This is a genomic window from Streptomyces sp. NPDC031121 (genome assembly GCF_055570615.1).
Genome location: NZ_JBVIGV010000010.1, coordinates 337,622 through 354,228 on the forward strand (window position 1 = coordinate 337,622; position 16,607 = coordinate 354,228).

17 protein-coding genes are annotated in these 16,607 nt (G+C 72.5%); 8 read left to right on the forward strand and 9 right to left on the reverse strand.

All coding sequences use genetic code 11. The features are described 5' to 3' along the window. Window positions 1-3: 3 nt before the first annotated feature. The 3 genes from ACZ462_RS21035 to ACZ462_RS21045 all read right to left on the reverse strand — a co-directional run bounded on the left by ACZ462_RS21035 (window position 4) and on the right by ACZ462_RS21045 (window position 2,143). A complete protein-coding gene (locus ACZ462_RS21035; RefSeq protein ID WP_467808795.1) occupies window positions 4-801 on the reverse strand; it encodes an SURF1 family cytochrome oxidase biogenesis protein in 798 nt (265 codons plus the stop codon). Window positions 802-874: 73 nt separating this feature from the next. Continuing rightward, window positions 875-1,108 carry a hypothetical protein gene (locus tag ACZ462_RS21040; protein ID WP_114057021.1) on the reverse strand — a complete coding sequence of 78 codons (234 nt, stop codon included), beginning with the start codon at window positions 1,106-1,108 and terminating at the stop codon, window positions 875-877. A gap of 63 nt (window positions 1,109-1,171) precedes the next feature. Next, window positions 1,172-2,143 carry a DEDDh family exonuclease gene (locus ACZ462_RS21045; protein WP_467808794.1) on the reverse strand — a complete coding sequence of 324 codons (972 nt, stop codon included), beginning with the start codon at window positions 2,141-2,143 and terminating at the stop codon, window positions 1,172-1,174. A gap of 235 nt (window positions 2,144-2,378) precedes the next feature. On the opposite strand from ACZ462_RS21045, the gene ACZ462_RS21050 reads away from it, so the two are divergent. Then, window positions 2,379-3,299 carry a sterol desaturase family protein gene (locus tag ACZ462_RS21050; RefSeq protein WP_467808793.1) on the forward strand — a complete coding sequence of 307 codons (921 nt, stop codon included), beginning with the start codon at window positions 2,379-2,381 and terminating at the stop codon, window positions 3,297-3,299. Further along, window positions 3,296-4,033 (forward strand): lysoplasmalogenase, encoded by a 738-nt coding sequence (locus ACZ462_RS21055; protein ID WP_467808791.1) that lies wholly within the window; start codon window positions 3,296-3,298, stop codon window positions 4,031-4,033. The genes ACZ462_RS21050 and ACZ462_RS21055 overlap by 4 nt, the downstream gene beginning before the upstream one ends. Window positions 4,034-4,192: 159 nt before the next feature. Here the strand turns inward: ACZ462_RS21055 and ACZ462_RS21060 are convergent, their stop codons facing one another. Next, a complete protein-coding gene (locus ACZ462_RS21060) occupies window positions 4,193-5,728 on the reverse strand; it encodes a S8 family serine peptidase (RefSeq protein WP_467808790.1) in 1,536 nt (511 codons plus the stop codon). Window positions 5,729-5,983: 255 nt separating this feature from the next. On the opposite strand from ACZ462_RS21060, the gene ACZ462_RS21065 reads away from it, so the two are divergent. The 3 genes from ACZ462_RS21065 (at window position 5,984) to moaA (ending at window position 9,171) form a co-directional block, all read left to right on the forward strand. After that, the gene (locus ACZ462_RS21065; RefSeq protein ID WP_467808789.1) at window positions 5,984-6,349 is read left to right on the forward strand and encodes a DUF485 domain-containing protein; all 366 of its coding nucleotides are present in this window, start codon (window positions 5,984-5,986) and stop codon (window positions 6,347-6,349) included. Then, window positions 6,346-7,986 (forward strand): solute symporter family protein, encoded by a 1,641-nt coding sequence (locus tag ACZ462_RS21070; protein ID WP_467808787.1) that lies wholly within the window; start codon window positions 6,346-6,348, stop codon window positions 7,984-7,986. The genes ACZ462_RS21065 and ACZ462_RS21070 overlap by 4 nt, the downstream gene beginning before the upstream one ends. Window positions 7,987-8,181: 195 nt before the next feature. Next, on the forward strand, window positions 8,182-9,171 hold the full coding sequence (gene moaA, locus ACZ462_RS21075; RefSeq protein WP_467809935.1) for a GTP 3',8-cyclase MoaA: 990 nt from the start codon (window positions 8,182-8,184) through the stop codon (window positions 9,169-9,171). A 29-nt stretch (window positions 9,172-9,200) separates the two neighbouring features. Here moaA and ACZ462_RS21080 read toward each other — a convergent pair whose 3' ends face one another. Then, window positions 9,201-9,449: a hypothetical protein gene (locus ACZ462_RS21080; RefSeq protein WP_114057013.1), complete on the reverse strand. Its 249-nt coding sequence runs from the start codon at window positions 9,447-9,449 to the stop codon at window positions 9,201-9,203. 146 nt (window positions 9,450-9,595) lie between these two features. After that, complete coding sequence (locus tag ACZ462_RS21085; RefSeq protein ID WP_467809936.1) at window positions 9,596-9,928, reverse strand: DUF3099 domain-containing protein; 333 nt, start codon at window positions 9,926-9,928, stop codon at window positions 9,596-9,598. Window positions 9,929-10,104: 176 nt separating this feature from the next. On the opposite strand from ACZ462_RS21085, the gene ACZ462_RS21090 reads away from it, so the two are divergent. Next, on the forward strand, window positions 10,105-10,380 hold the full coding sequence (locus ACZ462_RS21090) for a GlsB/YeaQ/YmgE family stress response membrane protein (protein WP_467809937.1): 276 nt from the start codon (window positions 10,105-10,107) through the stop codon (window positions 10,378-10,380). Between the two features lie 85 nt (window positions 10,381-10,465). Here ACZ462_RS21090 and tyrS read toward each other — a convergent pair whose 3' ends face one another. The 3 genes from tyrS to ACZ462_RS21105 all read right to left on the reverse strand — a co-directional run bounded on the left by tyrS (window position 10,466) and on the right by ACZ462_RS21105 (window position 14,781). Next, on the reverse strand, window positions 10,466-11,734 hold the full coding sequence (tyrS, locus tag ACZ462_RS21095) for a tyrosine--tRNA ligase (RefSeq protein ID WP_467809938.1): 1,269 nt from the start codon (window positions 11,732-11,734) through the stop codon (window positions 10,466-10,468). A gap of 129 nt (window positions 11,735-11,863) precedes the next feature. After that, entirely contained in the window at window positions 11,864-13,258 is a 1,395-nt protein-coding gene (locus tag ACZ462_RS21100) for a metallopeptidase TldD-related protein (protein ID WP_467809939.1), read from the reverse strand. Beyond that, complete coding sequence (locus tag ACZ462_RS21105; protein WP_467809940.1) at window positions 13,258-14,781, reverse strand: TldD/PmbA family protein; 1,524 nt, start codon at window positions 14,779-14,781, stop codon at window positions 13,258-13,260. The genes ACZ462_RS21100 and ACZ462_RS21105 overlap by 1 nt, the downstream gene beginning before the upstream one ends. 185 nt (window positions 14,782-14,966) lie before the next feature. On the opposite strand from ACZ462_RS21105, the gene fabG reads away from it, so the two are divergent. Beyond that, entirely contained in the window at window positions 14,967-15,686 is a 720-nt protein-coding gene (fabG, locus tag ACZ462_RS21110; protein ID WP_114057007.1) for a 3-oxoacyl-[acyl-carrier-protein] reductase, read from the forward strand. Between the two features lie 5 nt (window positions 15,687-15,691). Next, a complete protein-coding gene (gene fabI / locus ACZ462_RS21115) occupies window positions 15,692-16,462 on the forward strand; it encodes an enoyl-ACP reductase FabI (RefSeq protein WP_114057006.1) in 771 nt (256 codons plus the stop codon). Window positions 16,463-16,607 lie beyond the last annotated feature (145 nt).

The following is a 16,607-nucleotide window of genomic DNA, read 5'->3' on the forward strand; positions in this document are numbered from 1 at the left end:
ACCCTACGCCGCCGGGGCCGTCTCCCGCCCGGCGGTCTCCGCCGCGGCCCGGGCGGCGGCCTCCCGGTCGCGCCGCTCGCGCCGCACCAGGACCGCCCAGCCCACCGGGACCCCGGCCGCGAACAGCCACCACTGCACGGCGTACGCCATGTGGGCGCCGATCGAGTCGTGGTCGGGGTCGCCGATGCCCTGCGGCGAGCCGTCGGCCGGAAGCGGACCGGTCAGTTCGAGGTAGCCGCCCAGCACGGGCCGGCCCAGCGCTTCGGCCTGCTGCCCGCTGTTGATGAGCATCACCTGGCGGTCCGGGAGCCCCTTGCGGTCCTTGATGCCGCTGCCGCCGCTGGTCTCGTCGGCCTTGAGGCGGCCCGTGACGGTCACCTCGCCCGCGGGCGGCGGCGGCACCTGCGGGTGCGACCGGGAGTCCGCCCCGCCCGGCACCCAGCCGCGGTTGACGAGCACCGCCCGGCCGTCGGCCAGCAGGAGGGGGGTCAGGACGTGGAAGCCGAGCCGGTCGTCGTTGGAGGTCCGCATGCGGACCACGACCTCGTGCGCGGTGTCGTACGTGCCGGTGGCGGTGACGGCCCGCCACCAGTCGGCCCGCGGCACGCGGTGGCCGGGCGAGGTGACGGAGGACACGGGCACCGGCTCGGCGGCCAGGTTCGCCTCGATCAGCCCGTTCTGCGCGACCCGGTGCTCGTGCCGGTGGTACTGCCAGAACCCGAGCTTGACCATCACGGGGATGAGGACGAGGGCGACGAGGGTGAGGGACACCCACTGCCGGGTCAGCACGAAGCGGTACACGCCCCCGACGGTACCCGCAGCGGCGGGGGCCCCGGCGGCCGGGTGGCCGTCCGGGGCCCCGGTGCCGCGAACGTCACACGCGGTCGACGATGCCCACCCTCCCCTCCGCGCGGGCGCAGTGCGCCCCGCAGAACCACTGGCCCTCGACCTCGACGCCCTGCCCGATGATCTGGACCCGGCAGTGCTCGCAGATGGGCGCCATGCGGTGGATGGCGCAGGCGAAGCAGTCGAAGACGTGCACCGCGCCCTGCGCGTGCACCTCGAAGGACATGCCGTAATCGTTTCCGCAGACCTCACAACGTGCCATGCGCCACAGGGTGGGTCCGCGGGGCGGGCCGGGGAAGCGGGCGCGGGGCGAGTCGCCGGACGCTCACCCGTCTGCCGCAGCCACGTCCCGCAGGAGCTGGGCGAAGGCCGCCTCGTCGACCACGGGGGTGCCGTACGCCCTCGCCTTGGCGACCTTGGAGGTCGCCGAGTCGGGGTCGTTCGTCACGAGCAGGCTCGTGAGCCGCGACACACTCGTCGCGACGTGCAGGCCGGCCTCGACGGCGCGGTCCTCCAGCAGTTCGCGGTCGACGGAGGTGTCGCCCGAGAAGGCGACCCGCATGCCCTGCTTGAGCGGCTTGCCGTCCTCGAAGCGCCCCGGGTTGGGGTGCGGGCATGCCGGCCGCTTCCGCGAGGGACGCCAGCCCGAACCCCGGTACGAGGCCTGCCGGCCGATCCGCGGGGAGGCGGGGGAGTCCGACCACTCCGTCAGGGGGCGGCACTCCAGCAGCGGCAGCCGCACCCCTCCGGCGGCCGCCGCGTGCAGCGAGGGGCGGAACGCCTCGGCGAGGACGCGGGCGTCGTCGAGGGCGTGGTGCGCGTGCTGCTGGACCACCCCGAAGTGCGCGGCGAGGGAGGCCAGCTTGTGGTTGGGCAGCGGGAGGTCGAGCTCCTTCGACAGGGCGATGGTGCACAGCCGCTGGCGGACCGGGACGGCCGCGGAGGCCCGCGCGTACTCGCGGGCGATCATCTGCCAGTCGAACATGGCGTTGTGCGCGACGAGCACCCGGCCTTCGAGCCGGCTCGCGAACTCCTCCGCGATGTCCGCGAAGAGGGGCGCGTCCCGGAGCATGTCGCCGGTCAGCCCGTGGATCCACACCGGCCCGGGATCCCGCTGCGGGTTGACCAGCGTGTACCAGTGGTCCTCCACGTCGCCCTGCGCGTCGAGCCGGTAGACGGCGGCGGAGACTATGCGGTCGTCGCGGGCGAGGCCGGTCGTCTCCACGTCGACGACCGCGTACCCGGTGGGGTACGCGGCCGGCCACGTCGTCTCTGCGGTCGTACGGTCGTCGAGCATGGTCACAGAGGATATCGGCCCCCGCCGACACCCCGGCCCACGCGGCCGCGCCCCGTCCGCCTCCGCGGAGCCCGGCCTGCTGTCGCCCCGTCAGCCCCTCGGCCCGTCGCGGGGCTGACGGGGAGGCCGGTCCGGGGCGTCCGCAGCCCCCGTCGCGAACCGCCGGTAACTCCGATGGATACCGATCGGTAACAACCTCTAGCGGCGGCCCGGAGGGCGCCTCTATGGTGCCGACATGCCGAACCTGCCCGATGTGGTGCTGTGGTCCATACCCGCCTTCGTGCTGCTCACCGTCATCGAAGCGGTGAGCTACCGCCTCCATCCCGACGAGGACGCCGCCGGGTACGAGGCCAAGGACGCCGCCACCAGCATCGCCATGGGGCTCGGCAGCATCGGCTTCGACCTCCTGTGGAAGATCCCCGTCGTCGCCGTCTTCACCGCCGTCTACGAACTCACCCCGCTGCGCGTGCCGTTCCTGTGGTGGACGGTCCTGCTGATGCTGCTCGTCCAGGACTTCCTCTACTACTGGCAGCACCGCAGCCACCACGTCGTCCGCATCCTGTGGGCCTGCCACGTCGTCCACCACAGCAGCCGCCGCTTCAACCTGACGACGGCCCTGCGCCAGCCCTGGACGAGCGCCACCACCTGGTGGTTCTACCTGCCCATGGTGGCGCTCGGCGTGCACCCGGCCGCGATCCCCTTCTGCTACGGCATCAACCTCGCCTACCAGTTCTGGGTCCACACCGAGCGCATCGGGAAGCTGCCCCGGCCGATCGAGTACGTCTTCAACACGCCCTCCCACCACCGTGTGCACCACGCCTCGCAGGGCGGCTACCTCGACCGCAACTTCGGCGGCATCCTCATCGTCTGGGACCGCATGTTCGGCTCCTGGGTCGGCGAGGAGGAGCGGCCCGTCTACGGGCTGACGAAGAACATCTCCACCTACAACCCGCTCCGGGTCGCCACCCACGAGTACGCCGCCATCGCCCGCGACGTGCGCGCCGCCCGCACCTGGCGGGAGCGCGCCGGGCGCGTCTTCCGCGGCCCGGGCTGGCAGCCCGCGCCGCCCGCGCCGCCCGCCGAGCCTGCCGCGCCGCCCGCCGAGCCCGCCGCCGAGGCCCCCGCACCGTCACCCGCCCCCGAGCGGGCCGCGTGAGCGCCCCCTCCGGCCGCGCCGCGGCGCCCGGGGGAGCGGAGCGGGGCCCGCGGCCCGGCCCGGCCGGCGGCACCGGGGGCCGGGAGCGCACCGGGCGCCTGCTGCTCGCCGCCTTCGCCGCCGCCGCGGCCGCCGACCTCGCTTCGCTGCTCGCCGGCTGGGACACCGGGCACATCCTCGCCAAGCCGCTGCTGATGCCGCTGCTCGCCGCGTGCGTGCTCACCCGCCGCGGCCCCCGCCTGCTGGTCGCGGCGCTGATCTTCGGCTGGGGCGGGGACGTCGCCCTGCTCTTCGACGCCGAGCCCGCCTTCCTGGCCGGCATGGGCTCCTTCGCCGCCGGGCACGTCTGCTACCTCCTGCTCTTCCGCCGCGGCAGGGCGCACCCGTGGCTGGGGGCCGCGTACGCCGCCGCGCTCGTCGGGACCGTCGGGCTGCTGTGGGGCGACCTGCCGGCCGACCTGCGGATCCCCGTCGCCTGCTACAGCCTGCTGCTGACCGCGATGGCGTTCCGCTCGGGGGCGTTCGGCCCGCGCGCCGGGCTCGGCGGCGCCCTGTTCCTGCTCTCCGACACCCTGATCGCGACGGGGGTGGCCGCCTGGCCGCAGCCGCCCCGCCCGGACTTCTGGATCATGGCGACCTACTCGGCGGCCCAGTACCTGCTGGCCGCCGGGGTCCTCGCCGGGGCCGGGGCGTCCGGCACGGCACCTCGCCGCGTTGCCGAAGTGCCCCGTTAGCTCCTGCTGTCGACCCTCCCGCGCCTTGCGAGGCACCGGACGCCGCGGCCTGTCCGCCCCTTGATCCGCCGGACGGGCCTGGCCGGGGCGGGACGGCCGGAGGGGCCGGCCGGGGAGTGATCCCGGCCGGCCCCTCCGCCGCCTGCGGTGCGGGCGGTGTTACTTCACGGCCTTGAGGGCGTCCACGACGCCGGCGCCGTAGTAGCCCGTCTGGCCCCACTTGGCCTGGCAGGTGGCGGCGTCCACCAGGTTGCCCGAGGCGTCGTACACCTGGGCCGGGCAGTCCGCCTTGGTGGACTGCGACTTCAGCATGCGCTGGAGCTGGGAAGGGGTGGCGTTCGGGTGGGCGCTCTTCAGCAGCGCTGCGACGCCCGCCACGTGCGGGGCGGCCATCGAGGTGCCCTGCTTGTAGCCCCAGCCGCCGCCGAGGACCGTCGAGAGCACGCGGCCGTTGGCGTCGGGGGTGGCCGGGACCTGCCACTTGTCGCCGCCGGGGGCCGCCACGTCCACGACGCCGAGGCCGTAGCTGGAGTAGTACGACTTGAGGCCCTTGTCGCCGGTGGCGCTGACGGTCACCACGCCGGGGAGCTGCGTCGGCAGGTCCAGGCAGGTGCTGGGGTCGATGGTGCGCGGGCCGGGGGTGGTGTCGTTCGGGCTGGAGTCGTCGAGGATCGAGTCGGCCGCCAGGTCGTGGTTCGAGTTGCCGGCCGAGGCGACGCTGAGGACGCCCTTGCGCTCGGCGTAGCGGGTGGCCCGGGTGAGGGCCTCCACCAGCGCGCCCTGGTCGCTGTCCGACTTGCAGTTGTAGAGCCACGGGTCGACGTAGTAGCTGTTGTTGGTCACCTCGATCCCCTTCTCGGCGGCGAACATGAAGCCGCAGACGACCGCCTCGGTGTAGAAGAGGCTGGTGCCGGGCTCGCTCACCTTGATGCCGGCGACCTTGACGCCCGGCGCCACACCGGTGATGCCGACGCCGTTGCGGGCCGCGGCTATGGTGCCGGCGACGTGGGTGCCGTGGTCGCTGCCGTCCGGGTACGGGCGCCAGGCGCCCTCGGAGGTGTCCGCGACACCGCCGACGCAGTTGGCCGACTGGGACCTGGCGAAGTTCGGGGCCAGATCGGGGTGGGTGTCGTCGACACCCGTGTCGATGACGCCGACGGTCACGTCGGGGCTGCCATCGTTGATCTTGTGCGCCTGGTCGGCCTTGATCGCCCGCAGGTCCCACTGGTTGGGCTCCAGCGGCTCCTGACCCGTCTGCGCCGCCGCGGCGGCCTTGGCGGCGTCCGCCGCGCTCAGCTTCTGGGTGGCGCCCTCGTCGGTGGTCTTCGCCGCCGTGAGGGGGGCCGTGCGGGTGGCGCCGACCGACACGAACAGGCTGCGCTGGGCGCGCAGGGTCTTCGCGAAGTCGGGGTTCTGGGAGTGCGCGACGACCACGCCGATCTGGTCGTAGGACGTCACCACCGTGCCGCCCGCGCGCTCGATGGCCTTCTTCGCCTGCTTCGCCGTGCCGTACGCGGTCAGGTTCGCCACGTAGGACAGCTTCGGGCCGGTGGTCTGCTCCGCCGCCGCGGTGTCCGCCGTGGTGCCCAGCGGGGCGGCGGAGGCCGCGGCCGAGGGCAGGAAGGCGAGCGAGGCGGTGAGGGCCAGGCCGACCGGAACGGCGAGGCGCCGACGGCCGGATCCCAGATGAGCCATGGGTTCTCCACATCATCCGTGAAAAAGTCGTCCGCGCGCGGTCGCGCAGGACGACGGGTTCATGACAGGTGAACCTAATGCCGGTGTTCGCCTTTGCGCCATCCGTTCGAGGAATCAGTTTCCAAAGAATCCGGCGGAGTTGAACCGCCGCAGCATGCGGTACGTGCCCTTGTCGGGGGGAACGGCACGCCCGCTCCCCACCCGGAGGTTGATTTGTCCGTCCCCACTGCACCCGCGTCACAAGGAGAGCCCCCCGTGACCACCGAAGCAGCACCGCCCCCGGGCGGCGCGGGAACGTCCCCGGCAAGCCCCACCGCCGAAGAGTTCGAGGCCGTCCAGCGCAGCCCCGAGTTCGCCGCCCTGCGCACCTCCCACCGCTCCTTCGCCTTCCCGCTGACCGTGGCCTTCGTCGCCTGGTACCTGCTGTACGTGCTGCTGTCGAACTACGCCGGCGGCTTCATGGGGACCAGGCTCTTCGGGAACGTCAACGTCGCCCTCGTGCTCGGCCTCGGCCAGTTCGCCACGACGTTCCTGATCGCCTGGCTCTACGCGCGCCACGCGGCCGCGAAGCTCGACCCCAAGGCGGACGCCATCAAGGCGCGGATGGAGAACGGCCGATGAGCACCCACGACCTCGCGGCGGCCACCGCCCCCGTGCTCGCCTCCGGCGCCGGCGACCACCGGCCGCTGATCATCACCCTCTTCGGGCTCTTCGTCGTCGCCACCCTGATCATCACCGTCTGGGCCGGCCGGCAGACCCGGGACGCCGCCGACTTCTACGCCGGCGGCCGCCAGTTCACCGGCTTCCAGAACGGCCTGGCCATCTCCGGCGACTACATGTCCGCCGCGTCCTTCCTCGGCATCGCCGGCGCCATCGCCCTCTTCGGCTACGACGGCTTCCTCTACTCCATCGGCTTCCTCGTCGCCTGGCTCGTGGCGCTGCTGCTGGTCGCCGAGCCGCTGCGCAACTCCGGCCGCTACACGATGGGCGACGTCCTCGCCTTCCGGATGCGCCAGCGGCCCGTGCGCACCGCCGCCGGCACCTCCACCATCGTCGTGTCGATCTTCTACCTGCTCGCGCAGATGGCCGGCGCCGGCGTCCTCGTCTCGCTGCTGCTCGGCATCACCAGCGACGGCGGCAAGATCGCCGTGGTCGCCCTGGTCGGCGTCCTGATGATCGTGTACGTGACCATCGGCGGCATGAAGGGCACCACCTGGGTCCAGATGATCAAGGCCGTGCTGCTCATCGCGGGCGCCCTGCTGATCACCTTCCTGGTGCTGCTGAAGTTCGACTTCAACGTCTCCGAGCTGCTCGGCAAGGCCGCCGAGAACAGCGGCCAGGGAGCCGCGTTCCTCGAACCGGGCCTCAAGTACGGCCAGGACGCGACGAGCAAGCTGGACTTCCTCTCCCTCGGCATCGCCCTCGTCCTCGGCACCGCCGGCCTGCCGCACATTCTGATCCGCTTCTACACGGTCCCCACCGCCAAGGCCGCCCGGAAGTCCGTCAACTGGGCCATCGGCATCATCGGCGCCTTCTACCTGATGACGATCGCCCTCGGCTTCGGCGCCGCCGCCCTGCTGGAGCGGACCGACATCATCGCCTCCAACAAGGCGGGCAACACCGCGGCCCCCCTCGTCGCCCAGGAACTCGGCGGAGGCGCCGGCTCCACCGGCGGCGCCGTCCTGCTCGCCGTGATCTCCGCCGTGGCCTTCGCCACCATCCTCGCCGTCGTCGCGGGCCTCACCCTCGCCTCGTCCTCGTCGTTCGCCCACGACCTGTACGTCAACGTGATCCGCAAGGGGCAGGCCACCGAGCAGGAGGAGGTCCGCGCCGCCCGCTGGTCCACCGTCGTCATCGGCGCCGCCGCGATCTTCCTCGGCGCCCTCGCCCGCGACCTCAACGTCGCCGGCCTCGTCGCGCTCGCCTTCGCGGTCGCCGCCTCCGCCAACCTGCCGACGATCCTCTACAGCCTCTTCTGGAAGCGGTTCACCACCCGCGGCGCCCTGTGGTCGATCTACGGCGGCCTCGTCTCCTCCGTCGTCCTGGTGCTCTTCTCCCCGGTCGTCTCCGGCAAGCCCACCTCGATGTTCAAGGAAGCCGACTTCTACTGGTTCCCGCTGGAGAACCCCGGCATCGTCTCCATCCCGCTGGGCTTCCTCCTCGGCTGGCTCGGCACCGTCCTGTCCAAGGAGAAGGCCGACCCGGCGAAGTTCGCCGAGCTGGAGGTCCGCTCCCTGACCGGCACCGGGGCCCACTGACCGCCGCCCGGCGGAGCGGGCGCCCCCACCCGGCGCGGCCGTGTCGTACGTCCCTACGACACGGCCGCGCCGTACCTCGTTCGATCGGGTATCCCGCCGCGTGACCTCTCTCGCGTAGGCTCGACAACGAGCGCATGCATCCTCCACCCGACGCGGCGCACACCTCTACGAACCGGACAGGGGAGGGGGCCCACAGTGCTTCTCGACACGTACGGCCGCGTGGCCACTGACCTGCGCGTCTCGCTCACCGACCGGTGCAACCTGCGCTGCACGTACTGCATGCCCGAAGAAGGCCTGCAATGGCTCGGCAAGTCCGATCTGCTCACCGACGACGAGATCGTCCGGCTGATCCGCATAGCCGTCACCCGCCTCGGCATCACCGAGGTCCGCTTCACCGGAGGCGAGCCCCTTCTGCGCCCCGGCCTCGTCGGCATCGTCGAGCAGTGCGCGGGGATGGAGCCCCGCCCGAAGATGTCGCTGACCACCAACGGCATAGGCCTCGCGCGGACCGCCCGCGCACTCAAGGCCGCCGGGCTGGACCGGGTGAACGTCTCCCTGGACACCCTGCGCCCCGACGTCTTCAAGGCCCTCACCCGCCGCGACCGCCACCGCGACGTCCTCGACGGAATGGCCGCCGCCCGCGAGGCCGGCCTGACGCCCGTCAAGGTCAACGCCGTCCTGATGCCCGGCCTCAACGACGACGAGGCACCCTACCTGCTGGCCTGGGCCCTCGCCCACGACTACGAGCTCCGCTTCATCGAGCAGATGCCGCTGGACGCCCAGCACGGCTGGAAGCGCGACGGGATGATCACCGCCGGGGACATCCTGGAGTCCCTGCGCACCCGGTTCACCCTGACCGAGGAAGGCGCCGAGGAGCGCGGCTCCGCCCCCGCCGAGCGCTGGCTCGTCGACGGCGGTCCGGCCACCGTGGGAGTCATCGCCTCCGTGACCAGGCCCTTCTGCAGCGCCTGCGACCGCACCCGGCTCACCGCCGACGGCCAGGTCAGGACGTGCCTGTTCGCCACCGAGGAGTCCGACCTGCGCGGCGCCCTGCGCTCCGGAGGAACCGACGAGGAGATCGCCGGCCTGTGGAAGGCGGCGATGTGGGGCAAGAAGGCCGGCTCCGGCCTCGACGACCCTTCCTTCCTCCAGCCCGACCGCCCGATGTCCGCGATCGGCGGCTGAACGCCCTCCCCTGCCGGCGCCAGGCGGCCTCAGCGCCGCTCCGAGCCCTCCGGCTGCACCCACTCGCCGAGCGCCACCACGTCCTTGAGGAAGCCGCGCACCCCCAGGAACTGCGACAGGTGCTCCCGGTGCTCCTCGCAGGCGAGCCACGTCTTGCGCCGCTCCGGCGTGTGCAGCTTCGGGTTGTTCCAGGCCAGCACCCAGACGGCCGCGGCACGGCAGCCCTTGGCGGAGCAGGTGGGGACATCGGGGGCGCCGGGCGCGTCAGGGGTGATCACGGCACAACCCTACAAACCGACCCCGGGAAAAGGCGACGCCGAGCAGCCACGGGGGGAGCTGCCCGGCGTCGGTCCGTCGCTCCGACGGGGGATGCGGAGCGCGTAGGCAGTATGTCACGCAGGACCCGGTGCGGTGCACCGGAACCTCATGATTGATCTGAGCTGTTCCTGAGGTTTCCCGCCTCCAGTGCCGGACGCACAGGTGAGGGGATGAAGTTCGACGGCAGCTTGGGCGCCGACTCCCGCCCGGCGTTCGCGATGACGACCGCCACGTACGGCAGCAGCGCCCCCGCCACGAGCGTCACCACCGCCACATGGCGCTCCACGTTCCACAGGATCACCGTCGCCAGGACCGACAGGGTCCTGATCACCATCGAGATCACGTACCGGCGCTGCCGGCCGCGCACGTCCTCGTCGAGGCCCAGCCGGGCCCCCGTGATCCGGAAGACCTCGGTTCCGTTCCGCTTCTTCCGCAGCACGCTCCACCGCCCGATCCGACTCCCGGGCGCTCCCGCCCGGTCCCTCCTACGGTACGCCGGGCGCCGGGCGGTGCGCAGGCCGGGTGGCCCCGGGCGGACGCGCCCGACGTGCGGGCCGGGCCCGGCGGGCCGAAACTGGGCCCACATGCGCAGGACGCGCCCTGAGGAGGCTCGACATGCAGTGGTTGTGGGCGATCATCGTCGGTTTCGTGCTCGGCCTCATCGCGCGGGCGATCCTGCCGGGCAAACAGCACCAGCCGCTCTGGCTCACGACGCTCTTCGGCATCGTCGGCGCCATCCTCGGCAACGCCGTGGCGGGCTGGCTCGGCGTGCGCGAGACCGCGGGCATCGACTGGATCCGGCACCTGCTCCAGCTCGCGGGCGCCGTCCTGATCGTCGGCCTCGGCGACATGATCTACATGTCGCTGCGCGGGAGCAAGCGCACGACCTGACCCCCGCGGGGCGCACGCGGCAGGGGCCGGCCCGGACCTCGCGTCCGGACCGGCCCCTGCGCCGTGCCCCGTGGCGGCGCCTGCCTCAGGCGCCCGCGACCTCGACCGCGGCCAGGTTCTTCTTGCCCCGGCGCAGCACCAGCCAGCGCCCGTGCAGCAGGTCCGACGCGGCCGGGACCGCGTCCTCCGCGGTCACCTTCACGTTGTTCACGTAGGCGCCGCCCTCCTTCACGGTGCGGCGGCCGGCCGACTTGCTCGCGACCAGCCCGGTCTCCGCGAACAGGTCCACGACCGGGGCCGGCTCGGCCACCTTCGCGTGCGGCAGCTCGGACAGGGCCGCGGCCAGCGTGGCCTCGTCCAGGTCCGCCAGCTCGCCCTGCCCGAACAGGGCCTTCGACGCGGCGATGACCGCGGCGCACTGGTCGGCGCCGTGCACCAGCGTCGTCAGCTCCTCCGCCAGCGCGCGCTGCGCGGCACGGGCCTGCGGCCGCTCCGCGGTCTGCGCCTCCAGCTCCTCCAGCTCCTGGCGGGACCGGAAGGACAGGATCCGCAGGTAGGTGGAGACGTCCCGGTCGTCCACGTTCAGCCAGAACTGGTAGAACGCGTACGGCGTCGTCATCTCCGGGTCGAGCCAGACGGCCCCGCTCTCGGTCTTGCCGAACTTGGTGCCGTCCGCCTTGACCATCAGCGGCGTCGCCAGCGCGTGGACCTGCGCCTGCGGCTCCAGCTTGTGGATCAGGTCGAGGCCGGCCACCAGGTTGCCCCACTGGTCGGAGCCGCCCTGCTGGAGGGTGCACCCGTACCGGCGGTACAGCTCCAGGAAGTCCATGCCCTGGAGGAGCTGGTAGCTGAACTCCGTGTAGCTGATGCCCTCCTGCGACTCCAGGCGGCGGGCCACGGAGTCCTTCGTCAGCATCTTGTTGACGCGGAAGTGCTTGCCGATGTCCCGCAGGAACTCGATGGCGGACAGGCCCGCCGTCCAGTCCAGGTTGTTGACCATGACCGCCGCGTTCTCGCCCTCGAAGGACAGGAACGGCTCGATCTGCGTCCGCAGCCGGTTCACCCAGTTCGCCACCGTCTCCGGGTCGTTCAGGGTGCGCTCGGCGGTCGGGCGCGGGTCGCCGATCTGGCCGGTGGCCCCGCCGACCAGCGCCAGCGGCCGGTGCCCGGCCTGCTGGAGCCGGCGCACGGTGAGGACCTGCACCAGGTGCCCGACGTGCAGCGAGGCCGCCGTCGGGTCGAAGCCGCAATAGAACGTGACCGGACCGTCCGCGAACGCCTTGCGCAGCGCTTCTTCGTCGGTGGACTGGGCGAACAGCCCGCGCCACTTCAGTTCGTCGACGATGTCCGTCACGGTCGTGACTCTCCTTGAACGAGGTGAAACAGGGTGGTGAAGGGTCTCCCGCCAGTCTAGGCGGGCGGGGAGCCGCCTCCCGACGCCCTCCCGGCGGGCCGGAGCCGACGGGAGGGCGGGCGCGTACGGTCAGACGCCCTTGCTGACGGAACTCATGTTGAAGTCCGGGATCCGCAGCGCCGGCATCGCGGCCCGGGTGAACCAGTCGCTCCACTCGCGCGGCAGCGTCTTCTCGGTCCGCCCCGCCTCCGAGGCCCGCGAGAGCAGGTCCACCGGCGACTCGTTGAACCGGAAGTTGTTCACCTCGCCGACGACCTCCCCGTCCTCCACCAGGTAGACGCCGTCCCGGGTCAGGCCGGTCAGCAGCAGCGTCGCCGGATCCACCTCGCGGATGTACCACAGGCAGGTCAGCAGCAGGCCCCGCCGCGTCCCGGCGACCATCTCCTCCAGCGACTTCTCCCCGCCCCCGTCCAGGACCAGGTTGCCGAAGCCGGGGGAGAGCGGCATCCCCGTGAGGGCCGCGGTGTGCCGGGTCGTGGTCAGCCGGGCCAGCTCGCCGTCCTTGATCCAGTCGGTCGCGGGCACCGGCAGGCCGTTGTCGAAGACCGACGCGTCGTCGCCCGAGCTGTGCGCGATCACGAACGGCGCCGACTCCAGGCCCGGGGCGTTCGGGTCGCTGCGCAGGGTCAGCGGCAGCCGGGACAGCCGCTCCCCGAGCCGGGTGCCGCCGCCCGGCTTGGAGAACACCGTCCGGCCCTCCACCGCGTCCCGGGCCGCCGCCGACCACATCTGGTAGATCAGCAGGTCCGCCACGGCCGTCGGCGGCAGCAGCGTCTCGTACCGGTCGGCCGGCAGGTCGAAGCGGCGCTCCGCCCAGCCCAGGCGCACGGCGAGCTCCGCGTCCAGCGCGAGCGGGTCCACGTCCTTGAAGTCCCGGGTGCCGCGGCCCGCCCACGCCGAGCGCTGCCGGTCCGGTGACTTCGCGTTCAGCTCCAGCGTGCCGTTCGGCTGGTCGTGCCGCAGCCGCAGCCCGGTCGAGGTGCCGACGTATGTGGAGACCAGCTCGTGGTTGGCGAAGCCGTACAGCTCGCGGCCGCCCGCCCGGGCCCGGGCGAAGGCCTCGCCGAGCGCCGGGGCGAAGTCCGCGAAGACCGACGAGGACGTCTCGGCCGGGGCGTCGGCGAAGTCCGGCGAGGCGGGCGTGCCCGTGACCAGCGGCTGCGCGTCCTCCGCGGGCCCGGCGTCGCGCGCCGCGGCCTCCGCGGCCCGGACCAGCGGCTCCAGGTCCCCGGCGGTGACGGCCGAGCGCGACACGACCCCCGAGGCGGTGCCCTCCCGCCCGTCGACCGTGGCGATGACGGTCAGCGTGCGGCCGCGGGTCACGCCGTTGGTCGTGAGCGTGTTGCCGGCCCAGCGCAGGTTGGCCGTCGACTCCTCGTCGGCGATGACGACGCAGCCGTCGGCGGTGGACAGCTCCAGGGCCCGCTCGACGATCTCGTGCGGCTTCGTGCGGTTCGAGGTCATCAGCGACCGGCCTCCTGGGTGGTGTTCAAGATGTTCACGTCGCGGAACAGCGCGGACGGGCAGCCGTGCGAGACGGAGGCGACCTGGCCCGGCTGCGCCTTGCCGCAGTTGAAGGCGCCGCCCAGGACGTACGTCTGCGGGCCGCCGACCTTCTCCATGGACCCCCAGAACTCGGTGGTCGTCGCCTGGTAGGCGACGTCGCGCAGCTGGCCGGCCAGCCGGCCGTTCTCGATCCGGTAGAAGCGCTGCCCGGTGAACTGGAAGTTGTAGCGCTGCATGTCGATCGACCAGGAGCGGTCGCCGACGACGTAGATGCCGCGCTCCACCCCGCCGATCAGGTCCTCCGTGGAGAGCCCCCCCGGGTCCGGCCGGAGCGAGACGTTCGCCATGCGCTGGACGGGGACGTGCCCGGGGGAGTCGGCGAAGGCGCAGCCGTTGGACCGCCCGAGGCCGGTCAGCTTCGCGATGCGCCGGTCCAGCTGGTAGCCGACCAGGGTGCCCTCCCGGACCAGGTCCCAGCTCTGCGCCTCGACGCCCTCGTCGTCGTAGCCGATGGTGGCCAGGCCGTGCTCGGCGGTGCGGTCGCCGGTCACGTTCATGATCGACGAGCCGTACCTGAGCTCGCCGAGCTGGTCGAACGTGGCGAAGGAGGTTCCCGCGTACGCCGCCTCGTAGCCGAGAGCCCGGTCCAGCTCGGTGGCGTGCCCGATCGACTCGTGGATGGTCAGCCACAGGTTGGAGGGGTCGACCACGAGGTCGTAGCGGCCCGCCTCGACGCTCGGCGCCCGCATCTTCTCCGCGAGCAGCTCCGGGATCCGCTCCAGCTCGGCGTCCCAGTCCCAGCCGGTGCCGGTCAGGTACTCCCAGCCGCGGCCGACCGGCGGCGCGATGGTCCGCATCGAGTCGAAGCCGCCGGTCTGCGCGTCCACGGCGACCGCGGTGAGCTGCGGGTGGACGCGCACCCGCTGCTGGGTCGTCACGGTGCCGGCCGTGTCGGCGTAGAACTTGTTCTCGTGCACGGCGAGCAGCGAGGCGTCCACGTGCGCCACTCCGTCCGCGGCGAGCAGGCGGGAGCTCCAGTCGGCCAGCAGGGCGGCCTTGTCGGCGTCCGGCACGGAGAAGGGGTCCACCTCGTACGAGGAGATCCACGTCTTGTCGGCGTGCACCGGCTCCTCGGCCAGCTCGACCCGCTCGCCGGACCCGGCGGCCTTGATGACCTGCGCGGACAGCTTCGCCATGGCTACTGCCTGGGACGCGACGCGCGCCGCACCGTCCATCGTCAGGTCCACACCGGAGGCGAATCCCCACGCGCCGCCGTGCACCACGCGGACCGCGTACCCGAGGTCCGTGGTGTCGGACCCGCCGGAGGGCTTGGCGTCCCGCAGCCGCCAGGACGCGCTGCGGATCCGCTCCAGCCGGAAGTCGGCATGCTCGGCGCCCAGCGCGCGGGCCCGGGCGAGCGCCGCGTCGGCGAGCGCCCGCAGGGGCAGCGCGGTGAAAGCCGCGTCGATGGAATGGGGCACGGAATTCCTCCCGAGGTCGGGGCCGGTCCCCCCGATCATGGCGCGCCCGGGGCTTTCGTGCCTACCTCTTTCTGTAGGGACTCGACAGAGCCCGTCGCACGGCCCTGTGGGACATCGATTCTCCGCATTCCCTGCGGGGCCTATAGGTTTCTGGTACTCAGACCGCTAGTCGAAAGGGTGATCCGTTGAGCCGCTCGGTTCTCGTCACCGGAGGAAACCGGGGCATCGGCCTCGCCATCGCCCGCGCCTTCGCACAGGCCGGCGACAAGGTCGCGGTCACGTACCGCTCGGGCGAGCCGCCGGAGGAGCTCACCGCACTCGGCGTCCTGGCGGTCCGGTGCGACATCACCGACTCCGAGCAGGTGGAGCAGGCCTACAAGGAGATCGAGGACGCCCACGGCGCCGTCGAGGTCCTCGTGGCCAACGCCGGCATCACCAAGGACACGCTGCTGATGCGCATGTCCGAGGACGACTTCACCTCGGTGGTCGACACCAACCTCACCGGCACCTTCCGCGTGGTCAAGCGCGCCAACCGCGGCATGCTGCGCGCCAAGAAGGGCCGCGTCGTCCTGATCTCCTCGGTCGTGGGCCTCCTCGGCTCCGCCGGCCAGGCCAACTACGCGGCCTCCAAGGCGGCGCTCGTCGGCTTCGCCCGCTCGCTCGCCCGCGAGCTGGGCTCCCGCAACATCACCTTCAACGTCGTCGCCCCCGGTTTCGTGGACACCGACATGACGAAGGTGCTCACCGACGAGCAGCGCGCGGCCATCGTGGCGAACGTGCCGCTCGCCCGCTACGCGCAGCCCGAGGAGATCGCGGCGGCGGTCAGCTTCCTGGCGTCGGACGACGCCGCGTACATCACCGGAGCCGTCATTCCCGTTGACGGCGGATTGGGCATGGGTCACTGATCACCATGAGCGGAATCCTCGAGGGCAAGCGGATCCTCGTCACCGGCGTGCTGATGGAGTCCTCCATCGCCTTCCACGTCGCCAAGCTGGCCCAGGAGCAGGGCGCCGAGGTCATCCTCACCGCATGGCCCCGGCCCACCCTGACCGAGCGCATCGCCAAGAAGCTCCCCAAGCCCGTCAAGGTCATCGAGCTGGACGTCACCAACGACGAGCACCTCGGCCGCCTGGAGCAGCTGGTCCGCGACGAGCTCGGCGGCCTCGACGGCGTCGTCCACTCGATCGGCTTCGCCCCGCAGGACGCCCTCGGCGGCAACTTCCTGAACACGCCGTTCGAGTCGGTCGCGACCGCCATGCACGTCTCGGCGTTCTCGCTGAAGTCGCTGACCATGGCCTGCAAGCCGCTGTTCCCGGCGGAGGGCGCGGCCGTCGTCGGCCTCACCTTCGACGCGCAGTTCGCCTGGCCCCAGTACGACTGGATGGGCCCGGCCAAGGCCGCCCTGGAGGCCACCAGCCGCTACCTCGCCCGCGACCTGGGCAAGGAGAACATCCGCTGCAACCTGGTCTCGGCCGGCCCCCTCGGCTCGATGGCCGCGAAGTCCATCCCGGGCTTCGGCGAGCTGGCGGACACCTGGAACCACCGCTCCATGCTGGAGTGGGACATGAGCGACCCGGAGCCGGCGGGCCGCGGCGTCGTCGCGCTGCTGTCGGACTGGTTCCCGAAGACCACGGGCGAGATCGTCCACGTGGACGGCGGCCTGCACGCCATGGGCGCCTGAGCATCCGCCCGCACCATCCGTACGGCGGCGGGGGGGGGGGGGGGGGGGGGGGGGAGGGGGAAGGGGGGGGGGGGGGGGGGGGGGGGGGGGGGGGGGGGGGGGGGGGAAGAGAGGGAGCCCACCCCACGATCTCTCCCAATCGCAA

What these genes read in the sequence shown, in the direction of transcription:
- ACZ462_RS21090 (WP_467809937.1), top strand. Translation starts at nt 10,105, where the DNA reads ATGCAGTGGTTGTGGGCGATCATCGTCGGTTTCGTGCTCGGCCTCATC.
- ACZ462_RS21060 (WP_467808790.1), bottom strand. Translation starts at nt 5,728, where the DNA reads ATGGCTCATCTGGGATCCGGCCGTCGGCGCCTCGCCGTTCCGGTCGGC.
- fabI (WP_114057006.1), top strand. Translation starts at nt 15,692, where the DNA reads ATGAGCGGAATCCTCGAGGGCAAGCGGATCCTCGTCACCGGCGTGCTG.
- ACZ462_RS21050 (WP_467808793.1), top strand. Translation starts at nt 2,379, where the DNA reads ATGCCGAACCTGCCCGATGTGGTGCTGTGGTCCATACCCGCCTTCGTG.
- ACZ462_RS21070 (WP_467808787.1), top strand. Translation starts at nt 6,346, where the DNA reads ATGAGCACCCACGACCTCGCGGCGGCCACCGCCCCCGTGCTCGCCTCC.
- ACZ462_RS21100 (WP_467809939.1), bottom strand. Translation starts at nt 13,258, where the DNA reads ATGACCTCGAACCGCACGAAGCCGCACGAGATCGTCGAGCGGGCCCTG.
- ACZ462_RS21045 (WP_467808794.1), bottom strand. Translation starts at nt 2,143, where the DNA reads ATGCTCGACGACCGTACGACCGCAGAGACGACGTGGCCGGCCGCGTAC.
- ACZ462_RS21040 (WP_114057021.1), bottom strand. Translation starts at nt 1,108, where the DNA reads ATGGCACGTTGTGAGGTCTGCGGAAACGATTACGGCATGTCCTTCGAG.